Raw genomic sequence first — 12,983 nt, 5'->3', positions numbered from 1 at the left:
GCGTGACGACCACGCCCGCGCGATTCAACGCATCAACCGGAGATTTCTCGATGACCGTGCTGCTGACATGGCTGATCAACGCGCTCGCGCTGCTGATCATCACCTACCTCGTGCCTTCGATTCATATCCGCAGTTTCGGCACGGCGCTCATCATCGCGGTGGTGCTGGGTCTCATCAACGCGATCATCCGGCCTGTTCTCATCATCCTCACGTTGCCGGTGACCATCGTCACGCTCGGGTTCTTCATACTCGTCGTGAATGCGCTGTGCTTCTGGCTGTGCTCGTCGCTGTTGAAGGGCTTCGAAGTATCGGGCTTCTGGTCCGCGTTCTTCGGCTCGATTCTCTACAGCATCGTGTCGTGGCTGCTGTCGGCGCTGATCTTCGGGAATCGCAACTTCGGTTGACGTTGGACCGCGCGCTGCCGTGCGTCAAAAAACATCATGAAACCGATCGAACTCTCATTCGAGTTTTTCCCGCCGAAGACGCAGGAAGGCGTGGACAAGCTGCGCGCGTCCCGCGCCGAGTTGAAGAAGCTCTCGCCCAAGTTCGTCTCCGTGACGTTCGGCGCGGGCGGCTCCACGCAGCAAGGCACGCTCGACACCGTGCTCGAAATGGCCGCGGAAGGCTTCGAGGCCGCGCCGCATCTCTCGTGCATCGGCTCGTCGAAGGACAGTCTGCGCGCCATTCTCTTGCAGTACCGCGAGCACGGTATTCGCCACATCGTCGCGCTGCGCGGCGATCTGCCTTCGGGCATGGGCGAAGTCGGCGAGTTGCGCTATGCGTCGGAACTGGTGGCGTTCATCCGTCAGGAGCACGGCGACTGGTTCAACATCGAAGTGGCCGCGTATCCGGAGTTTCATCCGCAATCGAGGTCGCCGAAAGCCGATCTCGAAAACTTCGCGCGCAAGGTGAAGGCGGGTGCGAACTCGGCGATCACGCAGTACTTCTTCAACGCCGATTCCTACTTCAAGTTCGTCGAGGAAGCGCGCAAGCTCGGCGTCGACGTGCCGATCGTGCCGGGCATCATGCCGATCACGAACTTCTCGCAACTGATGCGCTTCTCCGACATGTGCGGCGCCGAAGTGCCGAAGTGGATCGCGCGCCGGCTTGAAAGCTTCGGCGACGATCGCGAGTCGATCCGCGCGTTCGGCGTCGACGTGGTGACGGGCCTGTGCCGCCGTCTCATCGATGATGGCGCGCCGGGTCTGCACTTCTACACGCTTAACGGCGCGTGGGCGTCGAAGACGGTTTGCGAACGTCTCGGCTTCAAGAGCGTCTGATCAGCATCAATGTTTCACCCGCGCGGCGCTCGCCGCGCGGTTCTTTCTCTGAATCCCCTTACCGTCGTCTTTTTTGCGTTAGCGCGCGCCTGTTCGAGCAATATTTCGTCGCCCGATGTATCAGGTGCGGACATGCCCGATAACCTACCCTTATCGGAGCGCCACCGACGACAAACTCTAGTGGGGAAAACCAAGTACACGTGTCACTTTTGTTCGTGCTAGGGTAGCGCCCACTTTGCGCGTGTGCTTCGAAAAAAGCGGGGCGGCGCGATCAAGTACACTCGCGCTACGTCGGCCAGAAGCCGGCATCGACTTGGAGGAAACATGAACAAAAACAGCCTGTTGCGAGCCATCCGCGGATCGGCGCTCGCAGGCGCCGTCGCCACCGCGACGCTCTTTGCAGCAACCGCGGCACACGCCGCGGGAATCCCGAACAAGACGCTCGTGTATTGCTCGGAAGGCAGCCCGGCCGGCTTCGATCCGGCGCAATACACCACAGGCACGGATTTCACCGCGAATACCTTCACCGTCTATAACCGTCTTGTCGAATTCGAGCGCGGCGGTACGAAGGTCGAGCCGGGTCTCGCCGAAAAGTGGGACGTGTCGTCGGATGGCCTCAGCTACACGTTCCATCTGCGTCACGGCGTGAAGTTCCAGACGACGTCGTTCTTCAAGCCGACGCGCGAATTCAACGCGGATGACGTGATCTTCACGTTCAACCGCATGCTCGATCCGAACAATCCGTTCCGCAAGGCGTACAACGTCCAGTTTCCGTACTTCACGGACCTCGGCATGGACAAGCTGATCTCGAAGATCGAGAAGGTCGATCCGTACACCGTGAAGTTCACGCTGAAGGAAGTGAGCGCGCCGTTCATCCAGAACATGGCGATGGAATACGCGTCGATCCTGTCCGCCGAGTACACGGACAAGCTGCTGAAAGACGGCAAGGCCGCCGACATCAACCAGCAGCCGGTCGGCACGGGTCCGTTCATCTTCCGCAGCTACACGAAGGACGCGACCATCCGCTTCGACGGCAATCCTGATTACTGGAAGCCGAACGCCGTGCAGATCAGCAAGCTGATCTTCTCGATCACGCCGGACGCGGCCGTGCGCGTGCAGAAGCTGAAGAACAACGAATGCCAGGTGATGAGCTATCCGCGTCCGGGCGATATCGCCGCGCTGAAGTCGGCATCGAATGTCGATACGCCGTCACAGGCGGGCTTCAACGAAGGCTATGTCGCGTACAACGTGACGAAGAAGGGCCTCGACAACACCGACGTGCGCCGCGCGCTCGACATGGCGATCAACAAGAAGGCGATCATCGATTCCGTGTATCAGGGCGCGGGCCAGCCGGCCACCGCACCGATGCCGCCGACGCAGTGGTCCTACGACAAGAATCTGAAGGGCCAGACATACGACACCGCGAAGGCGAAGGAACTGCTCTCGAAGGCGGGCTTCCCGAACGGCTTCGAAATCACGCTCTGGGCGATGCCGGTTCAACGCGCGTACAACCCTAACGCGCGGCTGATGGCGGAAATGATCCAGGCCGACTGGGCGAAGATCGGCGTGAAGGCGAACATCGTTTCGTACGAGTGGGGCGAGTATCTGAAGCGCGCGCACGCGGGCGAACACGATGCGCTCCTGATCGGCTGGACCGGCGACAACGGCGACCCCGACAACTGGCTCGGCACGCTGCTCGGCTGCGACGCCGTGAAGGGCAGCAACTTCTCGAAGTGGTGCTACAAGCCGTTCGACGAACTCGTCGTGAAGGGCCGTTCGACGACCGATGTCGCCGCGCGCACGAAGGCTTACACCGATGCGCAGCAGATCTTCGCGCAGCAACTGCCGTTCTCGCCGATCGCGCACTCGACGGTGTATCAGCCGGTGAGCAAGAAGGTGACGAACATGAAGATCGAGCCGCTCGGCTACGTTCGCTTCGATGGCGTCGGCATGCAATAAAGTTTGTCTACGGAACGCTTTTTGCACTAAACCATAGTTAATCGAACAGGTCCGGCGGCGCGGGTCCACAAGATCCAAGCCGCCGGTCACGTTTTGAGTCCTCCCAATACCGAAAAGGACGATCCATGTTCCGATTCGTTTTGCGACGCATAGGAATGGTGATACCGACGTTCATCGGCATTACGATTCTCGCGTTCGCGCTCATCCACCTGATTCCCGGCGACCCCATCGAAGTGATGATGGGCGAGCGTGGCGTCGATCCCGCGATGCACGCCGAAGCCATGAAGCGCCTCGGTCTCGACCAGCCGCTGCCGGTCCAATACCTCACCTACGTCGGGCACGCGCTGAAAGGCGATCTCGGCACGTCGATCATCACGAATACCAGCGTGATGGGCGAGTTCCTCGCGCGCTTTCCGGCGACCGTCGAACTCTCCATCTGCGCGATGATCTTCGCGCTCGTCGTCGGCTTGCCGGCGGGCGTCGCGGCGGCGCTCAGGCGCGGCACGGTCGTCGATCATGGCGTGATGGGCACCGCGCTCACGGGCTATTCGATGCCGATTTTCTGGTGGGGCTTGATCCTCATCATGTTCTTCTCGGCGAAGCTCGGTTGGACGCCGGTGTCGGGCCGCATCGCGGTCGAATACGACATTCCGCACGTCACCGGCTTCATGTTGATCGACGCGCTCTTCTCCAGCGACGAAGGCGCGTTCACGTCGGCGGTGTCGCATCTGATTCTGCCGACCATCGTGCTCGGCACGATTCCGCTCGCGGTCGTCGCGCGCATGACGCGCTCGTCGATGCTCGAAGTGCTGCGCGAGGACTACATCCGCACGGCGCGCGCGAAGGGTTTGTCGCCGCTGCGCGTGGTCGTCGTGCATGCGCTGCGCAACGCGCTGATTCCTGTCGTGACCGTGATCGGCCTGCAGGTCGGCACGCTGCTCGCGGGCGCGGTGCTGACCGAGACGCTGTTCTCGTGGCCGGGTGTCGGCAAGTGGCTCATCGACGCCATTTCGCGCCGCGATTATCCGGTCGTGCAAGGCGGCATTCTGATGATCGCGACGCTCGTGATCGTCGTGAACCTGGTCGTCGATTTGTTGTACGGCGTGTTGAATCCGCGCATTCGCCATACTCGCTGAGGAAAACATGTACCCCCACGCTCACACTTGTTCGCTGCCCCCCAAGGGGGCGCATGCCTCGCTTGAGGCCGCTCGGCGCGAGGCATAACGAATGGCTGACGTTCAAAACAATCTCCCGCCGGGCGCGCTCACGCCGCCGTCCGGGCGCATGGTCGCGGCGCGCGAATTCTGGGCGAATTTCTCGCGCAATCGCGGCGCCGTCGTCGCGGGCGTGATCGTGCTCGTGCTGATTCTCGTCGCGCTGCTCGCGCCGCTGATCGCACCGCATAGCCCGATCGAGCAATATCGCGATTACGTGAAAATTCCGCCCGCGTGGCTCGAAGGCGGCAACCGCATGTTCCTGCTCGGCACCGATGAAGCCGGCCGCGACATTCTCTCGCGTCTCATGTACGGCGCGCGGCTGTCGTTCTGGATCGGCTTCGTGTCGGTCGTGCTCGCGCTGATTCCGGGCGTCGTGCTCGGTCTGATGGCCGCGTTCTTCCACTGGCTCGATACGCCGATCATGCGCGTGATGGACGTGCTGCTCGCGTTGCCTTCGCTGCTGCTCGCGGTCGCGGTCGTCGCGATCATCGGGCCGGGGCTCGTCAACACGATGCTCGCCATCGCCATCGTCGCGCTGCCCGGTTACGTGCGTCTCACGCGCGCGTCGGCGCTCGGCGAATTGCAGAAGGAATACGTGACGGCATCGCGCGTCGCGGGCGCGGGCACCGTGCGCCTGATGTTCTCGCAAGTGCTGCCGAACTGCGCCGCGCCGCTGATCGTGCAGGCGACGCTCGGTTTCTCGTCCGCGATTCTCGATGCTGCCGCGCTCGGCTTTCTCGGCCTCGGCGTGCAGCCGCCGGCGGCGGAGTGGGGCGCGATGCTCGCATCGGCGCGCGATTACATCGAAAGCGCATGGTGGATCGTGACGATGCCAGGCCTGTCGATCCTGATCTCGGTGCTCGTCATCAATCTGCTCGGCGACGGTCTGCGCGATGCGCTCGATCCGAAACTCAAACGGATGGGCTGACATGAACGATCTTCTGACTATCCGCAATTTGCAGGTGACGTTCGGGGGCACGCAGGCCGTCGATCGCATCGATCTGTCCGTGAAGCCGGGCGAAGTCGTCGGCGTCGTCGGCGAATCCGGCTCGGGCAAGAGCGTCACGATGATGGCGCTGATGGGCCTCATCGACGCACCGGGCAAAGTAACCGCCGATCAGGTCACGTTCGACGGGAAGGACTTGCTGAAGGCGTCGGCGCGCGCGCGTCGCAGGATCATCGGCAAGGACATCGCGATGGTGTTTCAGGACGCGCTGACGAGCCTGAACCCGAGCTACACCGTCGGCTATCAGATCAAGGAAGTACTGAAGCTGCACGAAGGTCTGCGCGGCGATGCGCTTGACAAACGCGCGCTCGAACTGCTCGATCAGGTCGGCATTCCGGACGCGAAGAACCGCATCAATTCGTTTCCGCATCAGTTGTCGGGCGGCATGAATCAGCGCGTGATGATCGCGATGGCGGTCGCATGCAATCCGAAGCTTCTGATCGCCGACGAGCCCACCACCGCGCTCGACGTGACGATCCAGGCGCAGATCATGGAACTGCTCGTGAAGCTGCAGAAGGAACGCGGCATGGCGCTTGTGCTGATTTCGCACGATCTCGCGGTCGTGTCCGAAGTGGCGCAGCGCGTCGCGGTGATGTACGCGGGCGAGATCATCGAAACGAATCATGTGCCGACGATCTTCAGCGAGCCGCATCATCCGTACACGGAAGCGCTGCTCGCGGCGATTCCCGAGCATTCGCGCGGCGCGGAACGTCTCGCGGCGCTGCCGGGCATGGTGCCGGGCAAGGACGATCGCCCGAGCGGATGTCTCTTCGCGCCGCGCTGCAAATATGTCGTCGACGATTGCCGGAAGGCGCGGCCGAATCTGTATCAACTCGACAAGAACGATCCGGCCGTGCGGGCGCGCTGCATCAAGCCGTTGAACATCGATGTGGTCGTGGAAGGAGGCGCGCGATGAACGCCGTACCGAAGGAATCGAATCAGGACATCGTGCTCGCCGCCGACAAGCTCACGAAGCATTACGACGTGAAGCGCAGCGCGTTCAAGCACGGCACGGTGAAGGCGTTGAACGGCGTGTCGTTCGAATTGAAGCGCGGGCGCACGCTTGCGGTCGTCGGCGAATCGGGATGCGGCAAGTCCACGCTCGCGCGTCAATTGACGATGATCGAAGCGCCCACGTCGGGCCGTCTGCTGATCGAAGGCGACGATGTCGCGGGCGCGAACCGTGCGAAGATCGCCGAGTTGCGTCAGCGCGTGCAGATGGTGTTCCAGAATCCGTTCGCGTCGCTGAATCCGCGCAAGACCGTCGAGCAGACGCTCGGCGAACCGCTCGCGATCAACACGAAGCTCTCGTCGACGGAGCGCGCCGAGCGCATCGCGAAGATGATGCGTACCGTGGGCTTGCGGCCGGAGCATGCGTCGCGTTATCCACACATGTTTTCGGGCGGGCAGCGTCAGCGCGTGGCGATCGCGCGGGCGATGATTCTCGATCCGCAGATCGTCGTCGCCGACGAGCCGGTGTCCGCGCTCGACGTGTCGATTCAGGCGCAGATCCTGAATCTGTTCATGGATCTCCAGGCGCAGTTCGGCACGAGCTACGTGTTCATCTCGCACAATTTGTCGGTGGTGGAGCATATCGCCGACGACGTGATGGTGATGTACTTCGGCGGCGTCGCGGAAGTCGGCGACAAGAAGACGATCTTCGCGAAGCCGCGCCATCCGTACACGCGCGCGCTCATGTCCGCGACGCCCGCGATCTTCGAGGAAGACCGGCGCATCAAGATCAAGCTGCAGGGCGAGATGCCGTCGCCGCTCAATCCGCCATCGGGCTGCACGTTCCATCAGCGCTGCCCGTATGCGATCGAGCGATGCCGCGTCGAAGAGCCGAAACTGCGCGTGGTCGATGGACGTCAGGTGTCGTGCCATCGCGCCGAAGAGGTCGGCGAAGCCGAAGTCTGAGTCTCGCCGGAAGGCTGCACGACGCGTCACGCGAATGTTTTAAGATGTCGATCGTGCAGGATTCAACCGTCAAGCCGCGCTTTTCGCGCGCGGCGTTCGCCAAAACGACAGCCCTCGTGCTGTCGTTCTTGCTATTTACGGCGGGTGTCTCGGTGTCGCCTTCGGGCTTCGCGGTGGTCGGATCGCGCACGTCGCAGGCCGCGGGCGATGCGGCGTCCGCCGCCGCGCCCGCCAATCCCGCTCCGCCGCCGCGCACGGACCGCTCGACCGGCACGACCGCGAGCGGCCCGGTGCGCGCGCAGCCGCCGCGCATGCCGTTCTACGTCGCGACCAAGGGCACGACGACCATCTATCTGCTCGGCACGCTCCATGTGGGTTTCGCGAGCGACTATCCGCCCGAGCAACCGTTTCGCAAATCGATACTCGCGGCGCTCGATGCATCGCCTACGCTCGCGCTCGAGATTTCCCCCGACGATCTCCTGCTCTCTCAAGACGATGTGAATCGTTATGGCATGTGCCGCAGCGCGTGTCTGATCGACTATTTGCCTGACTCGATGTGGAAGAAGGTCGAGGCGCGCATGCGCAGCAATCCGGCGGCGCTGAAGGAGATCCGGCATACGCGGCCATGGCTCGCATCGATGCTGATCGAAACCTACGACACGTTGAAGGCCGGGTTTCAAAGCGAGTACGGAACCGAGGCGCAGTTGCAGAACGTGTATCTTCGTGCGCGCGGGAAGATCGTCGGACTGGAAACGCTGAACGAGCAGATTTCGACATTCACGCGGCTTTCGTCGGCGCAGCAACGCGAAATGCTCGCGCAGGATCTCGTGCAGACGCCGGCGGAGAACGTCGCCGATGTGAAGGAATTGCACCGGCTGTGGCGCATCGGCGACGCGGATGCGCTCAAGGCCTGGGACGACGCCAAGTCGAGCAAGCTGGCGCGGAACAAGGCGCTCGCGGCGCAGGTCGACAATCGCGTGGTGTATCAGCGGAATCAGCGGTTCGTGCAGCGGATCGTCGCCATCGCCGCGCCGGATAAACCGGTGTTCGTGGCGATCGGCGCGTTGCATCTCGGCGGGCCGCGGGGCGTGCTCGAGCTTCTGAGAAAGCGAGGGTTCGTGGTGGAAGCGGGGTAGGCGCGGAACTGACGCCACCCGCGCGTTTAATATCAAATAAACATCAGCCAGTTCAACAAGAATATATTCGCGACCAGCAACGTCACCGCCGTCGGCACCTGCACCTTGATGACCGCGTTCTTGTCGGGCAACTCCAGCAGCGCCGCAGGCACGATGTTGAAGTTCGCGGCCATCGGCGTCATTAGCGTGCCGCAGTAGCCGGAGAACATGCCGATCGCGGCCATCGTCGCGGGATTGCCGTGGAATACGCCGACGAGAATCGGTACGCCGACGCCGCCCGTCATGACCGGAAACGCGGCGAAGCCGTTGCCCATGACCATCGTGAAAAGCGCCATGCCGAGGACATACACCGCCACCGCGACGAGCCGGTAATCCATGTTGACGTAAGCCGTCGTCACATGCGCGACCGCCTTGCCTACGCCCGCATCCGAGAACACGAGGCCGAGCATGCCGAGCATCTGCGGCAGCACGGCAGCCCACGACAGCGCATCGATGAGACGGCGCGTTTCGCGCATCGACTGGCCGACCGTGTCGCGCGTCATCACGCAGGCAATGGCCAGCGCGATCACGCAGCCGATGCCGAAGCCGATCAGCGTCACGTTCTTCAGCTCGATCAGCGGCACGCCGCCGAACACGAGGTATTTCGCGCCGAGCGTGAGGATCACGGTGACGACGGGAATCGTCAGCGCGGGCACGAAGAGCTTGTTGCCGAGCCGCGCGGCGCTCCGGCGGCGCGTGTCTTCGGAAAGCATCTTCGGCTTCGCGCCGGTGACGCCGCCGAAACCCGCGATCAGCGCCATCGCCACGACGAGCACGCCGACGACCGTCACCGGAAGCCAGTCGCCGACGAGAAAGATCAGCGCGTAGATCAGCCAGAATCCGCCAGCGGTCAGACGCCGCGGATGCGATCTGTCCGTGAGGATCATCCCGCCGACGACCAGCAGAATGATGCCGACGAGATAGAACAGATAGTTGATCGTGAGCGTCATGCTTTTTCTCCCGCGACGTTGCGCGTGAGCGCGTCGAGTTCGCGCGCGAGCCTGCGGTCCAGCAGCCACAGACGGAAACCGTGAATCAGGAACGCGCAGATTGCCGTCGGAATGCCCCACACGGCGACGTGCATCGGCTCCACGACGATGCCCGCTTCCTTCAGGAACGTGACCATCAGCACGATCGCGCCGAACGCCACGAAAATGTCCTCGCCGAAGAACAGGCCGACGTTGTCGGTCGCCGCCGAGTACGCGCGCAGCTTGAAGCGCGTCGCATCCGAGAGCTTGCCGTAGCGCGCTTCGGTGGCGCCTTCGGCCATCGGCGCGAGCAGCGGGCGCACCATCTGCGGATGGCCGCCGAGCCCCGTCAGGCCGACCGCCGCCGTGAGTTCACGCACGAACAGATAGACGATCAGCAGACGCCCGGCTGTCGCGGCCTTGATGCTCGAAATCCACATTTGCGCGCGCTCGCGCAGGCCGTGCCGTTCGAGCAGACCGATCACCGCCAGCGGCAACAGGATGATGAGCGGAATGTTGCGCGTCTTGAGAAAGCCGGTGCCGATCGCGGTCAGGATTTTCTCGATGGGAAAATGCGCCGCGAAGCCGGTGATGATCGCCGCGGCCGCGACGATCAGCATCGGATTGAAGCGCAGCACGAAGCCCGCGATGATGACGGCCACACCGATGAGCGGCCATAGATTGACAGGGGTTGCCATGAGTTCTCCAAACAATATTGACGTCACGCCTCGTACCGGGCGCGTGGATTCACTACTTCCTTGCTAAAACGCCCCGGCGTTGCGGGGCGTTCGAACCTTCGTTGACCGCGTCAGGCGTCGGCGTGCGCGGCGCGGACTTCGATGCCCGCATCCGCCAGCGCGCCACGAATGCGCCGCGCGAATTCGAGCGCGTGCGCGCCGTCGCCGTGCAGGCAGATCGTCTGCGCGTTGAGCGGCACCCATTCGCCGGACACGGCCTGCACCCGCTGATCGCGCACCATCGCGAGCGTGCGGTCGAGCACGACGTTTTCGTCATCGAGCAGCGCGCCCGGCTCCTTGCGCGGCACGAGCGAGCCGTCCGCGCGATAACCGCGATCGGCGAACACTTCTTCGATGGCGATCAAGCCCGCGCGCCGCGCCGCTTCGATGAACCCGCTGTTCGCGAGACCGAAGACGAGCAGCGACGGATCGAAATCGTGCACGGCGGAGACGATGGCATCGGCGATTTCCGCGCTTCTCGCCGCCTGGTTGTACAGCGCGCCGTGCGGCTTGACGTGCGCGATGCGTCCGCCTTCGGCCTGCGCGATCGCCGAAAGCGCGCCGAGCTGATACAGCACGCCCGCGTAGATTTCCTCCGGCGGCAGGTCCATTTCCTTGCGGCCGAAGTTCTCGGGATCGTTGAAGCTCGGGTGCGCGCCGATGGCGACGCCTTTCTCGACGGCCCAGCGCACGCAATCGCGCATCGCCGTGGCGCCGCCCGCATGCCAGCCGCACGCGATGTTCGCGGAACTCACGAGATCGAGCAGCGCCTCATCGGTGCCGCAACCTTCGCCGAGATCGGCATTGAGATCGATTTCCATGATGTTTTCGCACTCGTTCCGTTGGATGTTGGATGTATGCGCCGCGTCGTTCGCGCGGCTTTCGCCCCGCTGCTAAGAGCCGGCGCGCGCGATGCGTTCCTCGTGCATCGCGATCGCCGTTTCCACCTGGCTTACGTATTGCCGTTCGTCGGCGAGCGCGTGACGCGCCTCTTCCGCCGACGTCTCGATAAAGCGCACGCCGCCGTTCAACCTCACCTGCGCGAGCTTCCACAAATCAGCCTTGATGACCGCGCCGATCTTCGGATAGCCGCCCGTGGTCTGCGCGTCGCCCATCAGGATGATCGGCTGGCCGTTCGGCGGCACCTGGATCGTGCCGGGCAACACCGCGTGCGACAGCAGCTCGATCTTTTCGCGCCGCTCCAGCGCCGTGCCCGCGAGGCGAAAGCCCATGCGATTGCTGTTCGGCGTGATCGTCCATTCCTCGTTCCAGAAAACCTGTTGCGCGGCGTCGCTGAAACTCGCGTATTCCGGGCCGCGCAGCACGCGAATCGGGGCGGCCCACGCGAGGCTCGGCGAATGGCGTCCGCGGCGCACGGGTTCGTCGACGAGCACGAACTTGCACCACGCGGGCGCTTTCACGCCGAACGCGGGTTCTTCCGGCGAAAACGCGATGCCCTTGTGCGGCTGCGGCACGCCGACCGGCAGGCGATCGCCGTCGCGCAGCGCGCGTCCGCCGAGGCCGCCGAAGCACGCGCCGAGATCGGTCGAGCGCGAGCCGAGCATCGGCAGAACGTCGATGCCGCCTGCGATCGCCACATAACAACGCATGCCGCGCTTCGCCGCGCGCAGCGTCAGCTCCTGGCCCGCGCGCACCGGCAGGCTCCACCACGAATACACCGGTTCGTCGTCGAGCGTCGCGCCGAAATCGGTTCCAGTGATGGCAATGCGCGTCGCATGCTTGAAGCGCAGCACGGTCGGCCCGAACGTGATCTCGATGCCCGCCGCATCCGCCTTGTTACCGACGATGCGATTGCCGATTTCCAGCGACAGCGCGTCGAGCGCGCCACCGGAACTCACGCCGAGATGCCGGTAGCCGCGCCGGCCGAGATCCTGGACGGAAGTGAGCACGCCCGCGCGAATCACGTCGATCATGCGCGTACCTCCAGCGCCTTGAAGCGCACGCGGTCGCCGGGCTGCATGAGCGTCGGCGGATTTCTGGCCGGATCGAAGAGCTTCAGCTCGGTGCGCCCGAGCAATTGCCAGCCGCCCGGCGACGCCGCCGGATAGATGCCCGTCTGCGCCCCGCCGATGCCGACCGATCCCGCCGGCACTTCGAGACGCGGTTCGGCGCGGCGCGGCATCGCGAGCGCGGGATCGAGCCCGCCGAGATACGCGAAGCCCGGCTGGAAGCCGAGGAAGAACACGACGTACTCGGTTTGCGTATGACGCTTCACCACGTCATCGACGGACAAGCCCGTGTGCTGCGCGAGCGCGGCGAGATCGGGGCCGTCGGCGCCGCCGTAGCGCACCGGAATCTCGATTTCGGCGCTGTCCATGTCGGGCGTCTCGGCCGCGTCCCAGCCGCTTTCGAGTTGCGCGGCGAGCGTTTCGTAGTCCGCTTCGAGCGGATCGAACACGATCGTCAGATTGTTCATGCCCGGCACCACTTCGACGACGTGCGGCATCAGGCGCGCGTGCTCCGCCAGCGCCCAGATGCGGCGCTGGCAGTCGAGCGTGGCGGGCGGCGCGGCTTCGCACACGAGCGCGGAGTCGCCCAGCGAATGAATACGTGGTCTTGTCATGCCTCAATTTGCCTTTGCGATGCGCGAAATTCGTCGATTCGATGAACGCCGCACCGTCGCAGAATGTTACATTGTCAATAAATTATCAAGAAATTATCAATACAGGTTTTCGCCGAGGCGCGCCGTCGCTCGCAAAATCG

At 63.6% G+C, this 12,983-nt stretch carries 13 protein-coding genes; 8 read left to right on the top strand and 5 right to left on the bottom strand.

What is annotated here, in order from left to right; translation table 11 throughout:
• Window positions 1–50 precede the first annotated feature (50 nt).
• The 8 genes from LDZ23_RS13400 (at window position 51) to LDZ23_RS13365 (ending at window position 8,515) form a co-directional block, all read left to right on the top strand.
• Window positions 51–404: a phage holin family protein gene (locus LDZ23_RS13400; RefSeq protein WP_008352606.1), complete on the top strand. Its 354-nt coding sequence runs from the start codon at window positions 51–53 to the stop codon at window positions 402–404.
• 36 nt (window positions 405–440) lie between these two features.
• Entirely contained in the window at window positions 441–1,280 is an 840-nt protein-coding gene (metF, locus tag LDZ23_RS13395) for a methylenetetrahydrofolate reductase [NAD(P)H] (protein ID WP_008352607.1), read from the top strand.
• 324 nt (window positions 1,281–1,604) lie between these two features.
• Window positions 1,605–3,239 (top strand): ABC transporter substrate-binding protein, encoded by a 1,635-nt coding sequence (locus LDZ23_RS13390; RefSeq protein WP_008352609.1) that lies wholly within the window; start codon window positions 1,605–1,607, stop codon window positions 3,237–3,239.
• A 125-nt stretch (window positions 3,240–3,364) separates the two neighbouring features.
• On the top strand, window positions 3,365–4,375 hold the full coding sequence (locus LDZ23_RS13385) for an ABC transporter permease subunit (RefSeq protein WP_008352611.1): 1,011 nt from the start codon (window positions 3,365–3,367) through the stop codon (window positions 4,373–4,375).
• 91 nt (window positions 4,376–4,466) lie between these two features.
• A complete protein-coding gene (locus tag LDZ23_RS13380) occupies window positions 4,467–5,384 on the top strand; it encodes an ABC transporter permease subunit (RefSeq protein ID WP_008352613.1) in 918 nt (305 codons plus the stop codon).
• A gap of 1 nt (window position 5,385) precedes the next feature.
• On the top strand, window positions 5,386–6,378 hold the full coding sequence (locus LDZ23_RS13375; RefSeq protein WP_008352615.1) for an ABC transporter ATP-binding protein: 993 nt from the start codon (window positions 5,386–5,388) through the stop codon (window positions 6,376–6,378).
• Window positions 6,375–7,379: a peptide ABC transporter ATP-binding protein gene (locus LDZ23_RS13370; protein WP_008352617.1), complete on the top strand. Its 1,005-nt coding sequence runs from the start codon at window positions 6,375–6,377 to the stop codon at window positions 7,377–7,379. Before LDZ23_RS13375 ends, LDZ23_RS13370 begins: the two co-directional genes overlap by 4 nt.
• Window positions 7,380–7,423: 44 nt before the next feature.
• On the top strand, window positions 7,424–8,515 hold the full coding sequence (locus LDZ23_RS13365) for a TraB/GumN family protein (protein ID WP_008352620.1): 1,092 nt from the start codon (window positions 7,424–7,426) through the stop codon (window positions 8,513–8,515).
• A 32-nt stretch (window positions 8,516–8,547) separates the two neighbouring features.
• On the opposite strand, the gene LDZ23_RS13360 is transcribed toward LDZ23_RS13365, so the two are convergent.
• From LDZ23_RS13360 to pxpB, 5 genes are all read right to left on the bottom strand, one after another.
• Window positions 8,548–9,504, bottom strand: coding sequence for a DUF979 domain-containing protein (locus tag LDZ23_RS13360; RefSeq protein ID WP_008352621.1), 957 nt, complete (start codon window positions 9,502–9,504; stop codon window positions 8,548–8,550).
• Window positions 9,501–10,220 carry a DUF969 domain-containing protein gene (locus LDZ23_RS13355; RefSeq protein WP_008352624.1) on the bottom strand — a complete coding sequence of 240 codons (720 nt, stop codon included), beginning with the start codon at window positions 10,218–10,220 and terminating at the stop codon, window positions 9,501–9,503. Before LDZ23_RS13355 ends, LDZ23_RS13360 begins: the two co-directional genes overlap by 4 nt.
• Before the next feature lie 110 nt (window positions 10,221–10,330).
• The gene (pxpA, locus tag LDZ23_RS13350) at window positions 10,331–11,080 is read right to left on the bottom strand and encodes a 5-oxoprolinase subunit PxpA (protein ID WP_008352625.1); all 750 of its coding nucleotides are present in this window, start codon (window positions 11,078–11,080) and stop codon (window positions 10,331–10,333) included.
• Between the two features lie 72 nt (window positions 11,081–11,152).
• Window positions 11,153–12,193: a 5-oxoprolinase subunit C family protein gene (locus LDZ23_RS13345; RefSeq protein ID WP_008352628.1), complete on the bottom strand. Its 1,041-nt coding sequence runs from the start codon at window positions 12,191–12,193 to the stop codon at window positions 11,153–11,155.
• A complete protein-coding gene (gene pxpB / locus LDZ23_RS13340; protein ID WP_008352630.1) occupies window positions 12,190–12,843 on the bottom strand; it encodes a 5-oxoprolinase subunit PxpB in 654 nt (217 codons plus the stop codon). The genes LDZ23_RS13345 and pxpB overlap by 4 nt, the downstream gene beginning before the upstream one ends.
• Window positions 12,844–12,983: the final 140 nt, after the last annotated feature.

It is taken from the genome of Caballeronia zhejiangensis, from assembly GCF_022879815.1.
Taxonomy (GTDB): Bacteria; Pseudomonadota; Gammaproteobacteria; order Burkholderiales; family Burkholderiaceae; genus Caballeronia; species Caballeronia zhejiangensis.
Note: the sequence above shows the minus strand (reverse complement) of the source record. Positions and strands in the feature narration are given on the sequence as shown.

Bases quoted from the DNA above. Each gene is read 5' to 3' on its own strand.
- LDZ23_RS13355 (WP_008352624.1), bottom strand. From the start codon at position 10,220: ATGGCAACCCCTGTCAATCTATGGCCGCTCATCGGTGTGGCCGTCATC.
- metF (WP_008352607.1), top strand. From the start codon at position 441: ATGAAACCGATCGAACTCTCATTCGAGTTTTTCCCGCCGAAGACGCAG.
- LDZ23_RS13370 (WP_008352617.1), top strand. From the start codon at position 6,375: ATGAACGCCGTACCGAAGGAATCGAATCAGGACATCGTGCTCGCCGCC.
- LDZ23_RS13400 (WP_008352606.1), top strand. From the start codon at position 51: ATGACCGTGCTGCTGACATGGCTGATCAACGCGCTCGCGCTGCTGATC.
- LDZ23_RS13365 (WP_008352620.1), top strand. From the start codon at position 7,424: ATGTCGATCGTGCAGGATTCAACCGTCAAGCCGCGCTTTTCGCGCGCG.
- pxpA (WP_008352625.1), bottom strand. From the start codon at position 11,080: ATGGAAATCGATCTCAATGCCGATCTCGGCGAAGGTTGCGGCACCGAT.
- LDZ23_RS13390 (WP_008352609.1), top strand. From the start codon at position 1,605: ATGAACAAAAACAGCCTGTTGCGAGCCATCCGCGGATCGGCGCTCGCA.
- LDZ23_RS13385 (WP_008352611.1), top strand. From the start codon at position 3,365: ATGTTCCGATTCGTTTTGCGACGCATAGGAATGGTGATACCGACGTTC.
- LDZ23_RS13375 (WP_008352615.1), top strand. From the start codon at position 5,386: ATGAACGATCTTCTGACTATCCGCAATTTGCAGGTGACGTTCGGGGGC.
- LDZ23_RS13380 (WP_008352613.1), top strand. From the start codon at position 4,467: ATGGCTGACGTTCAAAACAATCTCCCGCCGGGCGCGCTCACGCCGCCG.
- LDZ23_RS13360 (WP_008352621.1), bottom strand. From the start codon at position 9,504: ATGACGCTCACGATCAACTATCTGTTCTATCTCGTCGGCATCATTCTG.
- LDZ23_RS13345 (WP_008352628.1), bottom strand. From the start codon at position 12,193: ATGATCGACGTGATTCGCGCGGGCGTGCTCACTTCCGTCCAGGATCTC.
- pxpB (WP_008352630.1), bottom strand. From the start codon at position 12,843: ATGACAAGACCACGTATTCATTCGCTGGGCGACTCCGCGCTCGTGTGC.